Raw genomic sequence first — 20,511 nt, 5'->3', positions numbered from 1 at the left:
ACACGCTAGACGTCCGGCAATCCGGGCGTGCTCCACCGCACCGCGTCCCACCGACCGGATGCTCCCTATGGCGCCGTCCGGCGCCCCAGAGGGGCGCGAAGTTCCCGAGCCGGGAGCGGCTCCCACGGGTTTTCAGGACTGCCGGAAGGGGCCGTCGTCCGCGAAGGCGCGGGCGGCGAAGCGCTTGCCCATCCGGCGGTATGCGGCGGCGCCGGGGTGGAGGCCGTCGGCCAGGTCGTCCGCCTCGTCGGGGCCGAGCAGCTCGCGTCCGTCGAGATAGTGGAGACGGGGATCGCGGGCCTGCCGGGCCGCGACGATCCGGGCCAGCTCGGCGCGGACCACCGTCAGCGACAAGGCCCCACCGGCCACATCGGCCGGGTCGCCCAGGGCGGTGATCCTCCCGTCCGGACCCATCGCGGTCGGGCCGGGGGACTCCTCCAGAGCCGGACAGCTCACCGGGGACATCACCAGCAGGGGGGTGTCCGGGTGCCCCTCCCGGATCGTGTCCAGGAATCCGTGCACCGCCGGGCCGAACGTCCGCAGCCGGAAGGCGGCCAGGCCCACGATGTTGATGCCCACCTTGAGACTGATCAGGTCGGCGGGCATATCGCGGATCGTCCGGGCGACATAGGGGTCCAGCATCTCGTTGCCCGCCTGGCTGAGGTTGATCACCTCCACTCCTGCGAGCGCGGCCGCCACCACCGGCCAGGTGCCGGTCGGGCCGTCGGCCTCGAGGCAGTGGCTGATGGAGCTGCCGTGGTGCACCCAGCGGCGCCGCCCGTCCGGCAGCGGTGCCAGCACCTCGCCGTCGGCGCGCAGTGCCACCAGTTCCGTGGGGGTCTGCTGCGGCAGCCACAGCTCGACGTTCTTCATGCCGGCCGGCAGCCCGGCGAACCGTACGGTCCCCGGCTTCCCCGGGACCAGGCGCTGCGCGGCACCGGGGCCCGCCATCCGCAGCACATTGCCCACCGGTGCCTGCCGTCGCCCCGCCGGGGCGCCGTCCACCACCAGCTCCAGCATCCCCGTCGGGCGGGGCCCGGGTTCGGTGTCGAGCTGCCCCGTGGAGGTGAGCACCTCGAACTCGAGCTCCCGCGCATCGGTGCGGAACACCAGCCGCACCCCCGAGGGCATCAGGGTCACCCCGTAGACCGACGGGTCCTGGTACTGCTCCTTGGTCCACGCCGGCAGCCGGCGCGGCATCACCCCCGCCTGCGTGCTCTCCAGGTCCAGCGCACCCCGGATCTCCACCGGCCCGCCCACCAGGGGAACCGCCCGCATCGCCACCGTCACCGCTCCTCAGACGTTCCCAGGGCCGGATGCGGGTGCGCACCCGCGACTTCCCCCACCGCCACCCTGGCACACCAGCATTCCGTGCCGCTCGGATTACGCCGGTGGGCCGTGTGCGGCTCCCTCAGCCGAGTCCCGGTCGTCGGAGTAGACCACCAGTGTCTGTTCTGGCTGTTCGGCCAGGTGGAAGGCGGTGTAAGCGAAGTCGACCACCCCGCGTCCCGGGCGCCGCAGCCGTTTGCGTCCGCCGTGCCGGGCCTGCACGTCGTACTGCGGCCACCAGGCACGCACTTCCGGGCTGCCCGCCTTCAGCTCGTCGATCAGCCGGGTGTACCGGGGGTCGCCCGGGTGGCGTCCGGTCAGTGTCCTGAGCCGGGCGAGCAGGCCGCGTGCCTCGATCTCCCAGTCGACCAGGACGTCCCGGGCGGCAGGTTCGAGGAACACCCAGCGCGCGAAGTTCGCCGGCCGGTCCGCCGCCGCGGTGAGGTGCGGGAACAGCTCGTCGGCCGCCCGGTTGCAGCTGAGCACGTCGTAGTTGCCGCCGATGATGTAGGCCGGATGCGGCTGGAGCAGGAGGGGGACGGCTGCCACCTCGGCGGCGAGCGGCTCGGGTTCCTCGGTCTCGGCCGCAGCCGCGTGACCGGCGAGCTGAAAGAGATGACCGCGCTCGTACCGGTCGAGCTGCAGCGCCGAGGCGAGGGCGTCGAGCACCTGGTCCGAGGCGCGGATGTCCCGGCCCTGCTCGAGGTACGTGTACCAGGTGGCGCTGATCCCGGCGAGCAGCGCGAGCTCTTCCCGGCGCAGGCCCGGGGTCCGCCGTCGGCCGGTCTGTGGCAGTCCGACCTGGTCAGGGGTGATCCGCTCTCTGCGGCTGCGAAGGAAGGCGCCCAGCTCACGGCGCTGATTCGACTGCGTCTGCACGGTGATGGCACCTCTGGTTCCAGAATAAACACGCTCTGGATACCAGGCTAAAGCCCCCACACACTTGGATCTGGATCCCGAGTGGGGTTCAGCGCTCACCGATGACCTCGGTAGGTCACCGGCAACCGGTAGGAAGGGGCGGACATCGTGTCGGGAATCGACGGCAAGGTCGTGGCGATCACGGGAGCCAGCAGCGGCATCGGTGAGGCGACCGCGCTGCTGCTTGCCGAGCGAGGCGCGCGGCTCGTCCTGGGGGCACGCCGCTCCGAGCGCCTCGCGGAGCTGGTGGCGCGGATCGAGAAGTCGGGTGGCGCGGCCGTGCAGACCCGCACGGACGTGACACGGCGGGACGACCTGCACGCCCTGGTCGCACTGGCTCGCGAGCGATTCGGTCGGCTCGACGTGCTGGTCGGCAACGCGGGGGTCGGCACGATCTCGCCTCTGGACGATCTGCGGGTCGACGAGTGGGACCGGATGGTCGACGTCAACGTCAAGGGTGTGCTGCACGGAATCGGCGCCGCGTTGCCGGTCTTCCGGGCCCAGGGCGCGGGCCACTTCGTCACCATCGCCTCCACGGCCGCATTTCGCATCGTGCCGACCATGGCGGTCTACGCCGGCACGAAGTTCGCGGTCCGCGCCATCTGCGAAGGCCTGCGCCAGGAGGCCGGTGACTGCCTGCGGGTGACCACCGTCTCGCCCGGCGCAGTCGGGACCGCCTTCGCCGAGGCGTCGACGAATCCGCAGGTCCGAGCAGAGATCACAAAGATGCGGGACCGGATCGCGATCCCGCCCGAGGCGATCGCCCGAGCCGTCGCGTTCGCCATCGAGCAGCCTGCGACCGTCGACGTGAACGAGATCGTCGTCCGACCCACCGCCCAGAGCTGACCCCGCTGACGTTCGCGGCGCACTTCCGACCCCTGGCCGCGGCGCCCTTGCACTCTGTCGGGGAACCGGGCCGGGCGGGGCGGGCGTTGTGCCGGCATGATCCTCATGTTGGCCGTCTCGCTGCTGATGGCGTCCGTGATCGTCGTGCCGCTGGTGCTTTTCGGGGCCCGGCGCCTGGTGCTGCGCACCGGCCGTCCCAGATGGCTGCGGCGACTCGTGTGCAAACTGACGACGGGCGGGGGCGGCAGCGGAGCGGGCGCGGCCGTCGCCGACGAGCTGGCCGCCGCCTTGAACCCGAACAAGCGGGTGGAGATCGAGCAGCGCCGCACGGAGCAGTTGGTACGTCACGACGGTGAGGCGGGTGCACCGCCACACGCCACCGGGGTGGACCTGACCACGGGGCGGGCGGTGATCAGGCGCCGCTAAGGGGTGTCCGCGAGGTCCCGTCGTCCGCCTGTAGGGCGGGGGCCGCGGCGTCCGGTGCACTGCGTTCTCCCCCACGCCTTAAGAGCGCGGGAGGTACTCCCACCGCGAACTCCGTCTCGGCTCCTCATGCGCTCCTTGGATGCCGAGCTGCATCGCAAGGCGGAGGGTCGTCCCCATAGTGGGCTGTGTGGACGATCCGACAACGGTGGGGTTCCCCCGCGCCGTTCAGGTGTGGGGGGAGGTGCCTTGCCGGGCGTCGCGGGCCAGGCGGGACTTTGCGGGCACCCCCTTGGCTTGATCTTTATCTCCTGGCTGCTTGAAGTGCGGTGAGGGTGAGTTCGCGTTTGGCCGTCTTGCTGACGTCGTAGCGGGGTGGCTGTGTGTCTGTTCCTGGCGCCGGGAGGGCGTCCGGGGCCGGTGCCGGTGGGTTGGGGAACCTGGGCCGGGCAGAGGACGTGTGCGCGGATGTTCCTGAACCCCCGGCGGACTCGGGCCGGGGTCAGCTGTTCTGGTGCGGCCGGTTTCTCCCACGGGTGGCGGAGGTCTGCGACGAGGGACCGGGCGAGCCGGAGCCGGGTGTGGGCGGCGATGAGGAGCCTGGTCCAGCGGTCCGCCGCCTCGGGAGTACGGATCTTCGGCGTCGTCCAGCCCATGGTCTGCTGGACGAACACATGCCCCGCCCACCACAAGAAGGGCGCGAAACCATGCCGAACCGGATATCCGACAAGCTCAGGCCACTTGGGCGGTGGCCGCGAGGACCAACTCGCGCAGGGTGACGCGCTGCGGCTGCTGGTACGCAAAGCCGATCGCTGCAGCCACGTCTTCGGGGGCGAGCACCTCGATGGAGTCCTTGAAGGCCTGGTAGTCGGCCTTCACCACCTCGTCGGTGGTGTGCGAGAGCAGCTCCGTCTCCACGGCTCCCGGGGCGATGGTGACGACGCGGACCCCGTGGCCCGCGACCTCCTCGCGCAGGCTCTCGGACATGCCGTGCACGGCGAACTTGCTGCCGCTGTAGACCGTGTGGTTGGCGTAGGTCCTGCGGCCCGCGACCGAGCTGACGTTGATCACCGTGCCGCGGCCGCGCTCGATCATGCCGGGCAGGACCGCACGCACCCCATGGAGCAGACCCCGCACATTGACATCGAACATCCGCTCCCATTCGTCGGCCGGCTGCCTGGCCACCTCGCCCAGCAGCATCACGCCCGCGTTGTTGACGATCAGGTCGGCGGGGCCGTACAGCGCCTCGGCCTCCCGGACGGCCCCGGCCACCGCCTCGGCGTCGGTGACATCGACGGACCTGGCGAGAGTGTCGGGGAGACCGAGCGCCTCGATCCGCTCCACCCTGCGGGCCAGCAGCAGGAGGGGATGGCCGAGTGCGGAGAGGGTACGGGCCGTGGCGGCGCCGATACCCGAGCTGGCTCCGGTGATGACGGCGAGGGGCTTGATGGCGGTGTTCATGTCGGTGTTCATGTCCTCAACCTTGATCGTCCGGCGTACCCCGAACAACAGCCGGTCACGCAACGATCGATAACCTCACGGTTATGGAACGCCGAGACGTCGAGATCTTCCTGGCCCTCACCGAGGAGCTGCACTTCGGCCGCACCGCGCGGCGCCTGCACGTGTCGCAGGCCCGGGTCAGCCAGAGCATCAAGCAGCTGGAGCGGCGAATAGGCGCGGCGCTCTTCGAACGGACCAGCAGGCGCGTGGAGTTGACGTCGATCGGGCGCCGCCTCGCGGACGACATACGTCCCGGTTACGAGCTGATCAGGGACGGCGTCGAGCGGGCGGTCGCCGCGGGACGTGGTCTGGCCGAGCCGCTGCGCGTCGGGTTCAGCAGTCCGCTCGCCGGTGAACTCGTGCTGTTCACCGCCTCCGCGTACCGCGAGCGGCACCCGGCAGCCGGTGAGGTCCTGCTGCACGAGACCCCGCTCTGCGACCCCTTCGGCCTGCTGCGCTCGGGCGAACTCGACCTGCTGCTCGCCCAGTTCCCCGTCGCCGAACCCGATCTGGCCACCGGCCCCGTACTGATCTCCGACACCCGCGTGCTGGCCGTCTCCACCCGACACCCCTTTGCGAAGAGGTCCTCCGTCCGGGTCGACGACCTCGCCGCGGACAAGGTGCTCAGCCTCTCGGGGCCCGTCCCGGACTACTGGCTCGACCATCTCCTGCCGCCCACGACTCCGGCGGGCCGTCCCGTCGAGCGCGGCGAGCGGGCGGCGACCCGGCAGGAGCTCCTCGCCCTGGTCGGGGCGGGGCGCGGGGTGCATCCGGCCGCCGCACACGAGGTCAGGTACTACGCCCGACCGAATATCGCGTACGTCCCTTTCGACGACGCTCCCCCGCTGGAGTACGGCCTGGTGTGGCGGGCCGCGGCGGACACCGGCCGCATCCGCGCCTTCGCCGAGGCGGCGGTGGAGACGGTACGGCGACAGGGCGGTCCGGGGGATGTCTGTGCGGAGTGCCGCTGATCCGGCCCAGGTGACCGACCCAGTTCGAGGAACGTTTCGATCCCGTCAGATGAACGTCAAGCTCAGGGCTCTCGGGAGGAACGAGCGGCCGCCGCGCCAACAGGTCCGGGTACGGCTGGTGAAGTCGGCCCGGGGAGCGGGGGTACCGCTTGACAGTAAAATCGAACATCCATTCTTATGGGGTGTCCGGCCCGTGATTCCGGGGTTTTCGCGGAGTTATCCACAGGCTGGAGCCGGGTCCGGGCGCATTGTCAGTGGCAGGCGTTAGCGTCATGGACGTGAAGCGATCGACTCAAGCAAATCGGGTGGAACCCATGGCAGGCACTGACCGCGAGAAGGCGCTGGACGCCGCGCTCGCACAGATTGAACGGCAATTCGGCAAGGGCGCCGTGATGCGCATGGGGGAGCGGTCGAAGGAGCCCATCGAGGTCATCCCCACCGGATCCACCGCCCTCGACGTCGCGCTCGGCGTCGGCGGCCTCCCCCGCGGCCGCGTCATCGAGGTCTACGGTCCGGAATCCTCCGGTAAGACGACCCTGACCCTGCACGCCGTCGCGAACGCCCAGAGGGCCGGCGGCTCCGTCGCGTTCATCGACGCCGAGCACGCCCTCGACCCGGAGTACGCCAAGAAGCTCGGTGTGGACACCGACGCCCTGATCCTGTCCCAGCCGGACAACGGCGAGCAGGCCCTGGAGATCACGGACATGCTGGTCCGCTCCGGCGCACTCGACCTCATCGTGATCGACTCCGTCGCCGCCCTGGTGCCGCGGGCCGAGATCGAGGGCGAGATGGGTGACTCCCACGTCGGCCTCCAGGCCCGGCTGATGAGCCAGGCCCTCCGCAAGATCACCAGCGCGCTCAACCAGTCCAAGACCACCGCGATCTTCATCAACCAGCTCCGCGAGAAGATCGGCGTGATGTTCGGCTCGCCGGAGACCACGACCGGTGGCCGCGCGCTGAAGTTCTACGCCTCGGTGCGTCTCGACATCCGCCGTATCGAAACCCTCAAGGACGGCACGGAAGCGGTCGGCAACCGCACCCGCGTCAAGGTCGTCAAGAACAAGGTCTCCCCGCCGTTCAAGCAGGCCGAGTTCGACATCCTCTACGGCCAGGGCATCAGCCGTGAGGGCGGCCTGATCGACATGGGCGTGGAGCACGGCTTCATCCGCAAGTCCGGCGCTTGGTACACCTACGAAGGCGACCAGCTCGGCCAGGGCAAGGAGAACGCCCGCAACTTCCTCAAGGACAACCCGGATCTCGCCAACGAGATCGAGAAGAAGATCAAGGAGAAGCTGGGTATCGGCGTCAAGCCGCAGGAGCCGGTGGCGGAGCCCGGCGCGGACGCCGCGGCCGCGGCCGCCGAGCCGGCCGCCGCGGCCCCGGCGCCGGCGGCCAAGGGCGCCAAGGCTTCCAAGGCCGCCGCGGCCAAGAGCTAGTCCGCCATGACACGGCGAACGGAATGGCCGGACAGCGAGGACAGGACCGCCCGCGCTGCCGGTGACGCCGAGACCCGTAGCGGCCGCAGGGGCCGTGATGGCCAGGAGAACAGCGGTGGTTCCGCCTCGTCGAGGGCCGAGCCGGGACCACCGCGTACGCCCGAGGAGCAGGCGCGGGCCATCTGCCTGCGCCTGCTCACCGGGAATCCGCGTACGCGCAAGCAGCTGGCGGACGCCCTGCGCCGGCGGGGCATCCCCGACGAGGCCGCGGAAGAGGTGCTGTCCCGCTTCGAGGACGTCGGGCTGATCGACGATGCGGCCTTCGCCGACGCCTGGGTGGAGTCCCGCCACCACGGGCGCGGCCTGGCCCGGCGCGCCCTGGCCCGCGAACTGCGCACCAAGGGGGTGGACTCCGCCCTGATCGATGTGGCCGTCGGCCGCCTCGACTCCGAACAGGAGGAGTCCACCGCCCGCGAGCTGGTCGACCGCAAGCTGCGCGCCACCAGGGGGCTGGACCGCGAGAAGCGCCTCCGCCGCCTGGCCGGAATGCTGGCCCGCAAGGGCTACCCGGAGGGCCTCGCCCTCCGCGTCGTCAAACGGGCCCTGGAGGAGGAAGGCGAGGATCCGGAACTGCTGGAGTACCACCTGCCGGACGACTGACCGGGCGGCCGGACGCCAGACGGCCGATGCTCGACCGGGCAGCCGGGCAGCCGGGCAGCCGGGCAGCCGCAGCCCGGCACCAGGCGGTCCGACAGCCATGCCGCCGGGGACGACGGGGAGGGAACGGGACACAAGCCGGCCCCACGAGGCCGGCGCGCCCCGCCAGCCCCGCCAGCTCAGCCCCGTACGGCAACCCCCCAGCTCAGCCCCGTACCGGCAACCCCGCCCCGCGCCAGGCCTGGAAGCCGCCCGTCAGGTCGGTTGCCCGATGGAGGCCCAGTTGGCGGAGGGAGAGGGCGGCGAGCGTGGAGGCGTAGCCCTCGTTGCAGATGACGATGACCGGCAGGTCGTGGTGGGTGGCCTGCGGGGCCCGGTGCTCGCCGGTGGGGTCCAGGCGCCATTCGAGTTCGTTGCGTTCCACGATCAGGGCGCCGGGGATGGTGCCGTCACGCTCCCGCAGCTCGGCGTAGCGGATGTCCACCAGAAGACCGCCGGCTTCCTGGACGGCGGCGGCTTCCCGGGGCTCCGCCCGTCGGCCCAGCTCGCGCCGGGCGCGGGCCAGCAGCTCGTCGACGGCACTCATACCGCCACCTCCCCGTACTGGGTCGCGTCCCCGTACTCGGTCGCGCCCGCCCGCGGCGCGCCCCCGTATCGCTCGCCGCGCTCGCTCATGCCCACTCCTCCGGGCGCTCGACCTCTTCGAGGCGCAGCACCTGGCCGGTGCGGCTGTAGCGGCGCATCAGCGGCAGCGGCGGGTAGTAGGCGTGCACCGACACCGCGTGGGTGTCGTGGGAGAGGTTGAGCACCTGATGGACATGGTGCGGGCCGAACGCCCGGCCCCGGCCGTCGCCGAGCCTGCGCTCCCGGTCCACGCCATCGGCGAGTTCCAGGGTCTTCCAGCCCTCGGTGGGCAGTTGGGCGGCGAGCGACTGCTCCGTCAGCTCGCCGGTGGCCGCCGCGAAGGCGCCGCGTGAGCCGCCGTGGTCGTGCCAGCCGGTGCCGGTGCCCGGCGGCCAGCCGATCAGCCACGCCTCGGCTCCGCCCGGCCCGTTCAGCCGGATCCAGGTGCGGCCTTCGGGGTCGAGCGGGAGGGAGGCGATGAGCGCCGCGTCCGCGGCGGTGCGGCGGACGAAGTCGAGGAGTTCGGATGCGCTGGGGCCGCCGCCGTCGGCGGCGGCATGCGGGTGCGCGGAGGTGCGTACGTCGGGCACGGAAACCGTCCTGGGTGATGATCGCGAAGAGGCGCGGCTGCCGGGCAGAGGCGGGCGGCCGCGTGGAAGAGGAGCTGCGGATCAGCAGGACGGACGACACATGCAGCCCGCATAGCGGACCAGGTCCAGATGGACCCTCCGCCAGAATCGCGAGCTGTGATCAGTCACTCTCGGAGTGAAGCATGGAGGATCCCACAGGGTCAACAGCGGAAGGCTCTCCCTGGGACACCTGTGACGGTCCCGCCCCCTCCGGGTCCCCGGCCGGCCGGGCCCGGCGACCCGCGCCGGGCCCGTGGCCATGAGCCCCGCCCCGTACCGCCTCCGCGCACGCGGTCAGCTCCGCCGGGCGGACGCCGGCCAGCGCGGTGACCAGATGGCCGTCCGGGCGTACGAGCAGGACGGTGTGGGCGGCGGCGCCCGGGTAGGACTCGGTGACCAGGACTTCCGCGGGCATCGGCAGGCCGGCGGTCGCGCTGGTCAGGCGGGGCATCAAGCCTGCCGACTGCCAGTGCCGGCGGTCCCAGACGGTGGTGCCGGGTGCCACCAGCACCACCAGCAGGCCGCTGCCGAGGCGGTCGCGCAGCCTGACCACCGAGCCGTCGGACGCGGTCACCGCGACATCCGCGACCGGCGCTCCGGGGAGGGTCTCGACCAGGGGGCCGTCGGTGTGCTCGACGGGCGGTGCCAGCGGGGTGCGGGTGTAGACCGGCGGTGCGCCCAGCGGGCCGCGGCCCAGATGGCCGTCGGTCAGCAGGGTGCTGCGGCCGCGCGCCGCGCCCGGCAGGACCGTGCGCCAGCGGGCCGACCGGCCGTCCCGCAGCAGCGGCAGCGCCTGGTCGGCGGCGCGCAGCCGGGCCGCGACCGCGCCCCGGCGCTCGGCCTGGTAGCTGTCGAGCAGCAGCTCGGAGGCGCCGTGGTGCCAGGCGAGGCCCAGCTTCCAGGCGAGGTTCTCGGCGTCCCGCAGGCCCTCGTCCAGGCCCTGGGTGCCGAGCGCGCCCAGCAGATGCGCGGCATCCCCGGCGAGGAAGGCCCGGCCCTGCCGCCAGCAGCGGGCCAGCCGGTGGTGGACGGTGTGCACGCCGGTGTCGAGGAGCTCGTACGGCGGGACGAGGCGGGCGTGGCCGTGCCCCCGCGTCCCGTCCTCCTCCGGGCCGGCCGCGGTGCCGGGCTGTGCCGGGGACTCGGTGGTCCAGCCGGCCAGGGAGTCGCGGATCCGGGCGACCAGGGCGTCCGGCGTGACCAGTTCGCGCCCCGGCGGCAGCAGCCAGTCCAGCCGCCAGACGCCGTCGGCCAGCGGGCGGGCCGAGACCTCCGGGCCCGGCCCGCCGCCGTGCCGGGGCGGCGAGCGGTGCAGCAGCGCCTCGCCGGGCCAGGGGAGTTCGCAGCGCAGCGCGGCCACCGCATGCCGTTCGACGGCCGTACGGCCCGGGAAGCGGATGTCCAGCAGCTTGCGGACCGTCGACCGCGGGCCGTCGCAGCCGACGAGGTAACTCCCGCGCCACCATGTCCCGTTGGTGCCACGGGTGTGTGCGCTGACGCCGTGCTCGTCCTGCTCGACATCGACGAGCCGGCTGTCGGTGACGATCTCGGCGAGCTTCTCGTGGGCCAGCGCGGCGCGCAGGGCACGGGTGAGCGCGTGCTGGGGGAGGTGGACGGGGGAGGTGGGAGCGGGGCCGGCCGCGTCGTCCGGGGTGCGTGCGGCGAACGCGACCCGTTCCACCAGGCGCCGGCGGCGCATGATGCGCCAGGCCGCCCAGCGGGTGCCGGCGCTCTCCAGGGTGTCGGCGCAGCCGAGCCGGCCGACGAAGGCCGCGGTTTCCGGACGGAGCACGGCCGTGCGGGCGGGGCGGGTGTCCTCCTGGCCCGCGGTTTCGTCCAGGACGACGGAGGGGACGCCGATCCGGGCGAGCGCGAGGGCGAGCGAGAGCCCCACCGGGCCGGCCCCGACGACGATCACCGGGTCCACAGCGCAGCTCCCCGGGACCGCTGGTACGTACGGGACATGCGGGAACTGGCAGTTGGAGCCCGGTGCGTGATCACACAGCGTATGCAACCCACTGCGGCCGCTCGCGTCAAGTGACGGAGGCGGTGGCGCCGTTGCCACCGCCTCCGGACGGTCCCCTATGAGCCACGCGGGTGGCCCGTCGTCCCGTCAGTCCTTCTGGGCCGCGGGGCCGTCGGGCACCGCGTCGGCGACCTCCATCGCGTCGGTGGCCGCCACCGGCTCGGCGGCCGCGGCCACACCGATGCCGGTCTTGGCCCGCCGGCCGCGCCGCTCGATCCAGTTGGCGAGGGCGGACAGCACCAGGCACATCGCCACATAGATGGTGCCGGTGACGATGATGACCGGGACGTAGGTGTCGTTGCCGTTGACGATGATGTTGGTGCTCATCTGGCGGGCGGTGAAGAGCAGTTCCTCGAACGTGATGATGTAGCCGAGGGAGGTGTCCTTCAGGGTCACCACGAGCTGGCTGATGATGGTCGGCAGCATCGCCCGGACGGCCTGCGGGATCAGCACCGTCGTCATGACCTGGGTCTTGCGCATGCCCAGGGCGTAGGCGGCCTCGCGCTGGCCCTTCGGTACGGAGTTGATGCCGGCCCGCAGCACCTCGGCCTGCACCGAGCCGTTGTAGACCGTCAGTCCGATGACCAGTGCCCAGAACTGCGGCTGGCTGCCGGTCAGGCCGAGGTCCTCGCGGTTGCTGAGCAGGATGACCCACAGCGCGTAGATCGTGATCAGCAGCGGTACGGCGCGGAAGAGCTCGATGAACCCGGTCGCCAACCAGCGGACGGGCTTGTGGTCCGACAGCCTGGCCACCGCCAGCAGCACACCCAGTGCCAGCGACAGCACCGCCGCGACCGCGAAGACCTGAAGCGTCGTCAGCACGCCGTCGCGGATGCTGGTCCGCACACCGGCGTAGTTGAAGATGTTCCACACCTCGGGCTCCAGCTGGCCCTTGGCGCTGAGCCGCATGACGACGAACGCGATCAGCGCCAGTACCGCGAGCGACCCGGCGACGGTGTAGACACGGTTGCGTGCCTTCGCCTTCGGCCCCGGTACGTCGTAGAGAACGCTGGCCCCACTCATGCCACTACCTCGCTTCGTTCCGCCCCGCCCGCGCGCGGCATCCCCGTCTTGCCCTTCCCCCAGCCGTCGGCCGGGGGGACCCCCACGTCGCGTCCGCTCATCGGGCCACCCCCATCCGGCGCTCCAGCAGACGGAAGAGTCCGCTGATGGCGAAGGTGATGATGAGGTAGGCGAGCGCGGTCCACAGGAAGATCCAGGCGATCGCGTAGCCCTTGTCGTTGAGCAGCTTGGAGACGTTGAACAGCTCGCCGTAGCTGAAGGCGCCGGCGATCGCGGAGTTCTTCGTCAGCGCGATGAAGATGCTGCTCAGCGGCGGGAGCACGGTGCGCGTGGCCTGCGGGAGCACGATCATGCGCAGTGTCTGGGTGAACGTCATGCCGAGGCTGCGCGCGGCCTCCGCCTGCCCCATCGGCACGGTGCTGATGCCGGACCGCACCGCCTCGCACACGAAGGAGGAGGTGTAGAAGCCGAGGGCCAGCGTGGCGAGCACGTACGGGCTCGCGCCCTGGAAGAGGATCTGCGGTACGACGAAGAAGGCGACCAGGAAGAGCAGCGTCAGCGGCGTGTTGCGCAGCACCGTGACCCAGGCCGTCCCGAAGGCGCGCAGCGGCGGGATCGGGGAGACCCGGAAGCCGGCTATGAGCACGCCGAGTACCAGCGCGAGCAGGCCACTGGACGCGGTGATCGCCAGGGTTCCGAGGAATCCGTCCCGGAACTCGGGCAGATAATCGAGGAGTACGTTCATGGGGTCTCCGCGGTAGCGGTCATCGGGTCGACGGCGGGAGGGGAGTCACGGGCGGGGAAGACACCGCGCCCCGTACACCCGCCGCGGCGGGCGTACGGGGCGGCGCGGTCCGGTGAGTGCGCGAGCGCCTCAGTACCGGGGCAGCGGCGTCTCCGGGGCGGTGTACTTCGAGCCGGACTTGCCGAGCGTGCCCTCGTACGCCTTCTGGTAGTCCTTGTTCTTGATGTGGTTCTCCAGCGCGGTGGTGATCGCGTCGCGCAGGGCCTTGTCGTCCTTGTTCATGCCGACGCCGTAGGGCTCCTTGGTGAAGGGCTTCTCCACCACCCGCAGCTTCTGCGGACGCTGGGCGGCGTAGCCCTTGAGGATCGCGTCGTCGGTGGTGACCGCGTCGACCTGGCCGTCCAGCAGGTACTTCACACAGTCCGAGTACTTGGAGAGCTCGGTGGTCTTGGCGCCGTACTTCTCCTTCTTGATCTCCTGCAGCGGAGTGGAGCCGGCGATCGAGCAGACCTTCTTGCCCTTGAGGGTCTCCGGTCCGGTGATGGCCTTGTCGTCCTTGCGCACCAGGAGGTCCGCGCCGGCGGTGTAGTACGGGCCCGCGAAGCCGACCTGCTTCTTGCGCTCGTCGTTGATCGTGTACGTACCGACGTAGAAGTCGACGTCGCCCTTGGAGATGGTGGTCTCACGGACGTTGGAGTCGATCGTCTTGAACTCGATCTGCTTGTCGGAGAAGCCCAGGTCGGCGGCGACCATCTTGGCGATCTCGATGTCGAAGCCGGAGTACTTGTTGGTGGCGGGGTCCTTGAAGCCCAGGAACGGCTGGTCGGCCTTGACGCCGACGACGATCTTCTTGGCCTTCTGGGCCTTCTTCAGGACCGTCGAGTCGATCTTGACGTCCGAAGCGACCTTGTACGTACCGCTGTAGACCTCGCCGCCGGCCGGCTTGTCGCCCGCCGAACCCTTCTCGCCGCCGCACGCGGTCGCCGTAGCCGCCAGCGCGAGCACCACCGCACCTGCCGCAGCCGTCTTACGAATCCTCATGGTGAACATCCTTTGGTTCAACAAGTGTTGGCAATGATGGTGGCCCAACTGCGGCCTCAGTGATGAAGGATCTTCGACAGGAAGTCCTTGGCGCGGTCGCTGCGCGGGTTGTTGAAGAACTGGTTCGGCTCGGCCTCTTCGATGATGCGGCCGTCCGCCATGAAGACGACCCGGTTCGCCGCAGAGCGCGCGAACCCCATCTCATGGGTGACCACGACCATGGTCATGCCGTCCCGGGCGAGCTGCTGCATGGTGTCCAGCACCTCGTTGATCATCTCCGGGTCCAGCGCGGAGGTCGGCTCGTCGAACAGCATCACCTTGGGGTCCATCGCCAGCGCGCGGGCGATCGCCACGCGCTGCTGCTGACCTCCGGAGAGCTGTGCGGGGTACTTGTCCGCCTGGGTGCCGACACCGACCCGGTCCAGCAGGGCGCGGGCCTTCTGCTCGGCGGCCGCCTTGTCCGTCTTGCGGACCTTGGTCTGGCCCAGCATCACGTTCTCGAGCACGGTCTTGTGCGCGAAGAGGTTGAAGGACTGGAAGACCATGCCCACGTCGGCGCGGAGGCGGGCCAGCTCGCGGCCCTCCTGCGGCAGGGGCTTCCCGTCGATGGTGATGCTGCCGGAGTCGATGGTCTCCAGGCGGTTGATCGTGCGGCAGAGCGTCGACTTGCCGGACCCCGAGGGCCCGATCACGACGACCACCTCACCCCGGTTGATCGTCAGGTCGATGTCCTGGAGCACGTGCAGCGCGCCGAAGTGCTTGTTGACGTTGTCCAGCACGACCAGCTGGTCTCCTGCTTGCGCGGGACCCTCGGCGTTCTTGGTCACCGATACTTCGCTCATCGGCGTACAGCTCCGTCCTCCTCGGTTGGGGAGGACCCTAGGACGCCCTGCGACCAGCGTCATTACATCTGAGGGGAACTTGAGGATAACGATCCGGTCGCAGCGGAAGTACTCTGCGTGAAGAAGTGTGACGGTCGGCAGCGGGGGGAAGACGGCCGTGGTCGTACCGGCTGGATAACGGATGGCGGCCCGGAGGCGGCCGCCTCTTGACGGGCATGCCCCCTATCGCCGTAGATGCCCTTTGGCCTGTACGCACGCACCCGGGAGGAGGCCTGATGAGACTGCTGCTCGTCGAGGACGACGATCATGTGGCCGCGGCCCTGTCCGCGGTGCTGGCCCGGCACGGCCTGACCGTCGTCCATGCGCGCAACGGCGAGGAGGCGCTCAAGGCCCTGCTGCCCGACGACGCCGAGCCCTTCGCGGTGGTGCTGCTCGATCTCGGGCTGCCCGACCAGGACGGCTTCGAGGTGTGCGGCCGGATCCGCAAGATCTGCGCCACCCCCGTGATCATGGTGACCGCGCGGGCGGACGTGCGCTCGCGCATCCACGGTCTGAACCTGGGCGCCGACGACTACGTCGTCAAGCCGTACGACACCGGTGAGCTGCTGGCGCGCATCCACGCGGTGAGCCGGCGCACGGTCTCCCCGTCGGAACGCGGCGGTGAGCCGCCGGCCGACGAGAGCGCCGCCGGCCACGCCCTGCACCTGGGCGCGGTCACCGTCGAACTCCCCACCCGCCAGGTCTCCGTGGACGGCACCGCGGTGCCGCTCACCCGCAAGGAGTTCGACCTGCTGGCGCTGCTCGCCCAGCGCCCCGGGGTGGTCTTCCGCCGGGAGCAGATCATCAGCGAGGTGTGGCGGACGAGCTGGGAGGGCACCGGCCGGACGCTGGAGGTGCACATCGCCTCGCTCCGCGCCAAACTGCGCATGCCCGCCCTGATCGAGACGGTACGCGGCGTCGGCTACCGCCTCGTCGTCCCCGCCCCGGGCCGACCCGCCTCCCCGGCCTCCTGAAGACCGCCGCCGGCCCGTGCGCACCCGACTCCTCCCCCTCCTCATCGTCCTGATGGCCGGTGTGCTGCTCGCGCTCGGCATCCCGCTCGCCGTCATCACCGCCGGTGTGGAGCAGCAGCGGGTGGTCGTCGACCGGATCGACGACGCCGCCCGCTTCGCCTCCCTCGCCCAGTTCGTCACCGCCCGTCCCGAGGCGGACGCCCGCAACAAGACCCCCGAGGAGGACGAGCGGCGCACCACCCTCAGCACCGAACTCGCCCGCTACCACGGCCTCTACGGGATACGCGCCGGCGTCTTCTACCGCGACCGCACCCCGATGGCCGCCGCACCGCACGGCCTGCCGGTGCCCCGCGACGGCGAGGGCGCCCAGGCCTTCAGCGAGGCGCTGGCCGGCCGCCGCAGCCACGATCCGCACCAGATCTGGCCCTGGGACGAGGACGGCCGCATCCCGGTCGCCTCACCGGTCATCCGCGACGGCGATGTCGTCGCCGTCGTCGTCACCGACTCGCCCACCGGGCAGATGCGTTCGCGGACTCTGCACGGCTGGCTGCTGATCGCGGCCGGCGAGTGCGCCGCGATGCTGGTCGCGGTCGCCGCGGCCATCCGGCTCACCGGCTGGGTGCTGCGACCCGTCCGGGTCCTGGACGCGGCCAGCCACGACATCGCCACCGGCCGGCTGAAGTCCCGGGTCGCCGGCACCGCGGGGCCGCCCGAGCTGCGCCGGCTGGCCCGCTCGTTCAACGAGATGGCCGACAACGTCGAGGACGTGCTGGAGCAGCAACGCGCCTTCGTCGCCGACGCCTCCCACCAGCTGCGCAACCCACTGTCCGCGCTGCTGCTGCGGATCGAGCTGCTGGCCCTGGAACTCCCCGACGGCAACGAGGAGATCGCCTCGGTCCGCACCGAGGGCAAGCGGCTGGCCCGCGTCCTGGACGACCTGCTCGACCTCGCGCTCGCCGAGCACTGCGCCGCCGACCTCCAGCTCACCGATGTCGCGGCGCTGGCCGCCGAACGCGTCGACTCCTGGCGCCCGTTGGCCGACGACAAGGGCGTCCGCCTCACCTACGAGGGGCACAGCGCGGTCACCGGCTGGGCCGACCCGGTCGCCCTCTCCAGCGCCCTGGACGCCGTCGTCGACAACGCCCTGAAGTTCACGCCGGCCGATCAGCCCGTCACCGTCGGGGTGGCGCCGGACGGGGAGCATGTGCACATCACCGTGGCCGACCGCGGCCCGGGCCTGACCGACGACGAGCTCGCACGGGTCGGCGACCGCTTCTGGCGCAGCGGCCGCCACCAGAACGTCTCCGGCTCCGGGCTCGGGCTGTCGATCACCCGCGCCCTGCTCGCCGCGGGCGGTGCGTCCATCGCCTACGCCCCGCACCCGCCGCACGGGCTGAGGGTCACCGTCACCGTCCCGCGCAGCGCCCCCTGACCGGGCCGCCGGGGGGCTCCGGGAACCTGTGCTACCGTGAACAGCGTTGCAGTTGTGGTACCCATGAACTTTGTGTGCGCCCGGAGGCTTGTAGCCCCGGGCGTTCCTTGTTTTCCGGAGGTTTCCGGTGTGGGGCGATCATCTCGGCGACAAGGGGACCGCGCAGTGCGGTCTCCGCCTTGCCCCATGATATGGAGAGAAACATGGCTTCCGGCACCGTCAAGTGGTTCAACTCGGAAAAGGGCTTCGGCTTCATCGAGCAGGACGGCGGCGGCCCCGACGTCTTCGCCCACTACTCGAACATCCAGTCCCAGGGCTTCCGTGAGCTCCTTGAGGGCCAGAAGGTCACGTTCGACGTGACCCAGGGCCCCAAGGGCCCGCAGGCGGAGAACATCATCCCCGCCTGACGCCCCCGCGTCCCGCGGACGGGGCCCGCACCGGCCAGCCCGGTGCGGCCCCCGTCCCGTATGACGGCAGCGCATCCCCGTCCCTCGGTCACCGAGTGTCGCCTGCGGGAGAGTGTGAGGCCGGCACGACCCCACCATCGCCTCCCCTGAAGGGTTTTCCGTGACACGAGCGACCGCATCGCGACCGAGCGCCGCCCCCCAGACGCCCGCCCCGGCGTCCGCCCCCACGCCGGCCGGCTCCTTCGACGAGTTCCCGCTGGCACCGGCCCTCCTCACCGCGCTGCGCGCGCAGGGCGTCACCCAGCCGTTCCCCATCCAGGCCGCCACCCTCCCCGAGACCCTCGCCGGCCGCGACGTGCTCGGACGCGGGCGGACCGGGTCGGGCAAGACCCTCGCCTTCGGGCTGGCGCTGCTCAGCCGTACGGCGGGCAAGCGCGCCGAGAGCAAGCGCCCCTTGGCGCTGGTCCTGGTGCCCACCCGCGAACTCGCCGGCCAGGTCACCGAGGCGCTCGCCCCGTACGCCGCGGCGGTGGGGCTGCGCACGACCACCGTCGTCGGCGGCACCTCGATCAACCGGCAGGTCGAAGCGCTGCGCAAGGGCGCCGAGGTGCTGGTCGCCACGCCCGGTCGGCTCGCCGACCTGCTGGACCGGCGCGCCTGCAAGCTGGACCAGGTCGCCGTCACGGTCCTCGACGAGGCCGACCAGATGACCGACATGGGCTTTCTGCCGCAGGTCACCCGGCTGATGGAGAAGGTCGACCCGGACGGGCAGCGGATGCTGTTCTCCGCCACCTTGGACCGCAACGTCGACAAGCTCGTACGCCGCTTCCTGACCGACCCGGTCACCCACTCCGTGGACCCGTCGGCCGCGACCGTCACCACCATGGACCACCACGTCCTGTACGTGGAGGACGTCGACAAGCGCGCCACCGTCGCCGAGATCGCCGCCCGTGACGGACGCGTGATCATGTTCGTGCACACCAAGCGCGGTGCCGACCGGCTCACCAAGCACCTGCTCGCCCAGGGCGTGCGCGCCGCGGCGCTGCACGGCGGCAAGACCCAGCCGCAGCGCACCCGCACCCTGGAGCAGTTCCGCACCGGCCAGGCCGCCGCGCTGATCGCCACCAACGTCGCCGCGCGCGGGATCCACATCGACGGCCTCGACCTCGTCGTCAACGTCGATCCGCCGACCGAGGCCAAGGACTACCTGCACCGCGGCGGCCGGACCGCGCGGGCCGGCGAGTCCGGCACCGTCGTCACCCTCGTCACGCCGGGGGAGCGCCGCGAGATGACCCGGCTGATGCGCCAGGCGAAGATCACCCCGGCCACCGCGAAGGTCCGGCCCGGAGACGCCGAGCTGGCACGGATCACCGGCGCGCGGACCCCGAGCGGCGTCCCGGTCCAGCTGGCCGTGCCGGCCCCGGCGCAGGGCTCGGGTGCCCGCGCCGGGTCGAGCGGTGCCGGTGGCGCAAGCGGTGGCGGTGGCGGCCGCCGGCGCCGCCCCCGCCGCGCCAGGCCCGCGCGCCGCACCGCCGGGGCCCCGCGCGCCTGACCGGCCGCGCGGGCTGCGCGAGGCAGCGCCCAGGGCGGGTGTTCAGGGCTTGACGGACACGTAATAGCGCCGGGCGCCCTCGTGCAGCCGCAGCGGATCGGTGAACACCGCCGTGCGCAGGTCCACCCGCTGCGCGGCGTGCACCTCGCGCCCGATCCGGTCCCGGCTGTCGATGACGGTCCGGGTGATGCCCTGGGTCAGGGCGGCGTCCGCGCGGTCCAGGGTCACCAGCAGGTTCGCCACCGCGATCGTCTTCACCGCCTGCCCGTCCTGGACGCGTGGATAGGCGTCGGCGGGCATCACCGCCGCGCGGTAGTAGCGGGTGCGCTCGCCCTGCCGGTGCAGCCCCTCGGCCAGATCACCGAGCTGGACCAGCCGGATCGGGAACCGCTGGGCGAGCAGCTGCACCGCCGTCGTCGGCAGCCCGCCCGACCAGAAGAAGGCGTCCAGCCTGCCCTGCTCCAGCAGCTTCGGCATCCGGTCGATGCCGACCCGCACGGGCGTGATGTCCTTGTCGAAGTCCAGCCCCGCCGCCGTCAGCAGCCGCCGGGTGATCAGCTGTACGCCGGAGCCGTCGGCGCCCACGCCCACCCGCAGCCGCCGCAGGTCCTTCGTCGAGCGCACCGCGGACTTCTTCGGCACCACCAGCTGTATGTAGTCGTCGTACAGCCGGGCACAGGCCCGCAGCCGGTCCGCGCCGGGCTCGCCCCGGCCGCGGTAGGTGGCGACCGCGTCCGCCGTCGCGATGGTGAACTGCGCGCGCCCGGCGACCAGCTGCCGCAGGTTGTCGATCGACCCCTCGCTGCGGGCCAGCCGGAGATCCACCTCCGGCATGTCGTGGGCCAGATCCTGCTTCAGCAGCTCCCCGTAGCGCGCGTACACCCCGGTCGGCACACCCGTCGCCAGCGTCACCCGCCCGCCCGGGGTGGGCTCGCCGCCCATCGACACCAGCCACCACAGCGCCGGCCCGAGGGCGACCAGCGCCGCGATCGCCACCAGGAGAGTCCGGCGGCCGGTACGGGAGAGTGCGGTGAACATGGGCGGGATCCTGCCAGCCGCACGGCCTTATGGGGAGGGGCGGGCCGGTTTCCAAAGGT

Annotated in this window: 21 protein-coding genes and 1 pseudogene; 9 read left to right on the top strand and 13 right to left on the bottom strand. The window is 71.6% G+C overall.

The annotated features are described in order from the left end of the window. Positions 1–132: 132 nt before the first annotated feature. Both ACZ5XZ_RS24525 and ACZ5XZ_RS24520 read right to left on the bottom strand, forming a co-directional pair. A complete protein-coding gene (locus ACZ5XZ_RS24525) occupies positions 133–1,278 on the bottom strand; it encodes a GDSL-type esterase/lipase family protein (RefSeq protein WP_468981547.1) in 1,146 nt (381 codons plus the stop codon). A gap of 105 nt (positions 1,279–1,383) precedes the next feature. After that, positions 1,384–2,208 carry a helix-turn-helix transcriptional regulator gene (locus ACZ5XZ_RS24520; RefSeq protein ID WP_468981483.1) on the bottom strand — a complete coding sequence of 275 codons (825 nt, stop codon included), beginning with the start codon at positions 2,206–2,208 and terminating at the stop codon, positions 1,384–1,386. Between the two features lie 147 nt (positions 2,209–2,355). Here ACZ5XZ_RS24520 and ACZ5XZ_RS24515 point away from each other — a divergent pair, with 147 nt between their 5' ends. Next, a complete protein-coding gene (locus ACZ5XZ_RS24515; RefSeq protein WP_468981481.1) occupies positions 2,356–3,093 on the top strand; it encodes an SDR family oxidoreductase in 738 nt (245 codons plus the stop codon). Positions 3,094–3,189: 96 nt separating this feature from the next. After that, complete coding sequence (locus tag ACZ5XZ_RS24510; protein WP_468981478.1) at positions 3,190–3,519, top strand: DUF6191 domain-containing protein; 330 nt, start codon at positions 3,190–3,192, stop codon at positions 3,517–3,519. 301 nt (positions 3,520–3,820) lie between these two features. Here ACZ5XZ_RS24510 and ACZ5XZ_RS24505 read toward each other — a convergent pair. Then, positions 3,821–4,178 (bottom strand): annotated as a pseudogene (locus ACZ5XZ_RS24505) (NF041680 family putative transposase); the annotation flags it as partial. A gap of 70 nt (positions 4,179–4,248) precedes the next feature. Beyond that, positions 4,249–4,989 carry an SDR family oxidoreductase gene (locus tag ACZ5XZ_RS24500; RefSeq protein WP_468981475.1) on the bottom strand — a complete coding sequence of 247 codons (741 nt, stop codon included), beginning with the start codon at positions 4,987–4,989 and terminating at the stop codon, positions 4,249–4,251. 71 nt (positions 4,990–5,060) lie between these two features. Between ACZ5XZ_RS24500 and ACZ5XZ_RS24495 the strand changes: the two genes are divergently transcribed. The 3 genes from ACZ5XZ_RS24495 (at position 5,061) to recX (ending at position 8,083) form a co-directional block, all read left to right on the top strand. Beyond that, positions 5,061–5,987 carry a LysR family transcriptional regulator gene (locus tag ACZ5XZ_RS24495; protein WP_468981473.1) on the top strand — a complete coding sequence of 309 codons (927 nt, stop codon included), beginning with the start codon at positions 5,061–5,063 and terminating at the stop codon, positions 5,985–5,987. 314 nt (positions 5,988–6,301) lie between these two features. After that, positions 6,302–7,423, top strand: coding sequence for a recombinase RecA (gene recA, locus ACZ5XZ_RS24490; protein WP_468981471.1), 1,122 nt, complete (start codon positions 6,302–6,304; stop codon positions 7,421–7,423). 6 nt (positions 7,424–7,429) lie between these two features. After that, a complete protein-coding gene (recX, locus tag ACZ5XZ_RS24485; protein ID WP_468981468.1) occupies positions 7,430–8,083 on the top strand; it encodes a recombination regulator RecX in 654 nt (217 codons plus the stop codon). 202 nt (positions 8,084–8,285) lie between these two features. Here the strand turns inward: recX and ACZ5XZ_RS24480 are convergent, their stop codons facing one another. The 8 genes from ACZ5XZ_RS24480 to ACZ5XZ_RS24445 form a co-directional block, all read right to left on the bottom strand. Further along, the gene (locus tag ACZ5XZ_RS24480; protein WP_384434424.1) at positions 8,286–8,666 is read right to left on the bottom strand and encodes a rhodanese-like domain-containing protein; all 381 of its coding nucleotides are present in this window, start codon (positions 8,664–8,666) and stop codon (positions 8,286–8,288) included. A gap of 85 nt (positions 8,667–8,751) precedes the next feature. Then, entirely contained in the window at positions 8,752–9,294 is a 543-nt protein-coding gene (locus tag ACZ5XZ_RS24475) for a cupin domain-containing protein (RefSeq protein WP_468981467.1), read from the bottom strand. 81 nt (positions 9,295–9,375) lie between these two features. After that, a complete protein-coding gene (locus ACZ5XZ_RS24470) occupies positions 9,376–9,462 on the bottom strand; it encodes a putative leader peptide (protein ID WP_311044721.1) in 87 nt (28 codons plus the stop codon). After that, positions 9,455–11,260: an FAD-dependent monooxygenase gene (locus ACZ5XZ_RS24465; RefSeq protein ID WP_468981464.1), complete on the bottom strand. Its 1,806-nt coding sequence runs from the start codon at positions 11,258–11,260 to the stop codon at positions 9,455–9,457. The genes ACZ5XZ_RS24470 and ACZ5XZ_RS24465 overlap by 8 nt, the downstream gene beginning before the upstream one ends. A 186-nt stretch (positions 11,261–11,446) precedes the next feature. Beyond that, entirely contained in the window at positions 11,447–12,382 is a 936-nt protein-coding gene (locus ACZ5XZ_RS24460) for an amino acid ABC transporter permease (RefSeq protein WP_468981462.1), read from the bottom strand. 97 nt (positions 12,383–12,479) lie between these two features. Beyond that, positions 12,480–13,127: an amino acid ABC transporter permease gene (locus ACZ5XZ_RS24455; protein WP_384434413.1), complete on the bottom strand. Its 648-nt coding sequence runs from the start codon at positions 13,125–13,127 to the stop codon at positions 12,480–12,482. A gap of 129 nt (positions 13,128–13,256) precedes the next feature. Further along, entirely contained in the window at positions 13,257–14,168 is a 912-nt protein-coding gene (locus ACZ5XZ_RS24450) for a glutamate ABC transporter substrate-binding protein (RefSeq protein WP_468981458.1), read from the bottom strand. A 56-nt stretch (positions 14,169–14,224) separates the two neighbouring features. Next, positions 14,225–15,010 carry an amino acid ABC transporter ATP-binding protein gene (locus ACZ5XZ_RS24445; protein WP_384434408.1) on the bottom strand — a complete coding sequence of 262 codons (786 nt, stop codon included), beginning with the start codon at positions 15,008–15,010 and terminating at the stop codon, positions 14,225–14,227. Between the two features lie 275 nt (positions 15,011–15,285). Here ACZ5XZ_RS24445 and ACZ5XZ_RS24440 point away from each other — a divergent pair, with 275 nt between their 5' ends. The 4 genes from ACZ5XZ_RS24440 (at position 15,286) to ACZ5XZ_RS24425 (ending at position 19,414) form a co-directional block, all read left to right on the top strand. Continuing rightward, positions 15,286–16,023, top strand: coding sequence for a response regulator transcription factor (locus ACZ5XZ_RS24440; RefSeq protein WP_468981455.1), 738 nt, complete (start codon positions 15,286–15,288; stop codon positions 16,021–16,023). Positions 16,024–16,039: 16 nt separating this feature from the next. Continuing rightward, positions 16,040–17,455: a sensor histidine kinase gene (locus ACZ5XZ_RS24435; protein WP_468981452.1), complete on the top strand. Its 1,416-nt coding sequence runs from the start codon at positions 16,040–16,042 to the stop codon at positions 17,453–17,455. Between the two features lie 203 nt (positions 17,456–17,658). Continuing rightward, positions 17,659–17,862, top strand: a complete 204-nt coding sequence (locus ACZ5XZ_RS24430; RefSeq protein WP_384434400.1) for a cold-shock protein — start codon at positions 17,659–17,661, stop codon at positions 17,860–17,862. Between the two features lie 160 nt (positions 17,863–18,022). Then, positions 18,023–19,414 carry a DEAD/DEAH box helicase gene (locus tag ACZ5XZ_RS24425; protein ID WP_468981450.1) on the top strand — a complete coding sequence of 464 codons (1,392 nt, stop codon included), beginning with the start codon at positions 18,023–18,025 and terminating at the stop codon, positions 19,412–19,414. Between the two features lie 42 nt (positions 19,415–19,456). Here the strand turns inward: ACZ5XZ_RS24425 and ACZ5XZ_RS24420 are convergent, their stop codons facing one another. Beyond that, positions 19,457–20,452, bottom strand: a complete 996-nt coding sequence (locus tag ACZ5XZ_RS24420; protein WP_468981448.1) for a TAXI family TRAP transporter solute-binding subunit — start codon at positions 20,450–20,452, stop codon at positions 19,457–19,459. Between the last annotated feature and the right edge of the window lie 59 nt (positions 20,453–20,511).

The sequence above is a fragment of the Streptomyces sp. NPDC033270 genome (assembly GCF_055576575.1).
The sequence above is the reverse complement of the archived record's forward strand: the minus strand, read 5'-3'. Positions and strand labels throughout refer to the sequence as shown.

Coding starts and splice junctions, on each gene's coding strand:
- recA (WP_468981471.1), top strand. CDS start 6,302: ATGGCAGGCACTGACCGCGAGAAGGCGCTGGACGCCGCGCTCGCACAG.
- ACZ5XZ_RS24500 (WP_468981475.1), bottom strand. CDS start 4,989: ATGAACACCGACATGAACACCGCCATCAAGCCCCTCGCCGTCATCACC.
- ACZ5XZ_RS24480 (WP_384434424.1), bottom strand. CDS start 8,666: ATGAGTGCCGTCGACGAGCTGCTGGCCCGCGCCCGGCGCGAGCTGGGC.
- ACZ5XZ_RS24445 (WP_384434408.1), bottom strand. CDS start 15,010: ATGAGCGAAGTATCGGTGACCAAGAACGCCGAGGGTCCCGCGCAAGCA.
- ACZ5XZ_RS24455 (WP_384434413.1), bottom strand. CDS start 13,127: ATGAACGTACTCCTCGATTATCTGCCCGAGTTCCGGGACGGATTCCTC.
- recX (WP_468981468.1), top strand. CDS start 7,430: ATGACACGGCGAACGGAATGGCCGGACAGCGAGGACAGGACCGCCCGC.
- ACZ5XZ_RS24430 (WP_384434400.1), top strand. CDS start 17,659: ATGGCTTCCGGCACCGTCAAGTGGTTCAACTCGGAAAAGGGCTTCGGC.
- ACZ5XZ_RS24450 (WP_468981458.1), bottom strand. CDS start 14,168: ATGAGGATTCGTAAGACGGCTGCGGCAGGTGCGGTGGTGCTCGCGCTG.
- ACZ5XZ_RS24440 (WP_468981455.1), top strand. CDS start 15,286: ATGAGACTGCTGCTCGTCGAGGACGACGATCATGTGGCCGCGGCCCTG.
- ACZ5XZ_RS24495 (WP_468981473.1), top strand. CDS start 5,061: ATGGAACGCCGAGACGTCGAGATCTTCCTGGCCCTCACCGAGGAGCTG.
- ACZ5XZ_RS24420 (WP_468981448.1), bottom strand. CDS start 20,452: ATGTTCACCGCACTCTCCCGTACCGGCCGCCGGACTCTCCTGGTGGCG.
- ACZ5XZ_RS24525 (WP_468981547.1), bottom strand. CDS start 1,278: ATGCGGGCGGTTCCCCTGGTGGGCGGGCCGGTGGAGATCCGGGGTGCG.
- ACZ5XZ_RS24510 (WP_468981478.1), top strand. CDS start 3,190: ATGATCCTCATGTTGGCCGTCTCGCTGCTGATGGCGTCCGTGATCGTC.
- ACZ5XZ_RS24460 (WP_468981462.1), bottom strand. CDS start 12,382: ATGAGTGGGGCCAGCGTTCTCTACGACGTACCGGGGCCGAAGGCGAAG.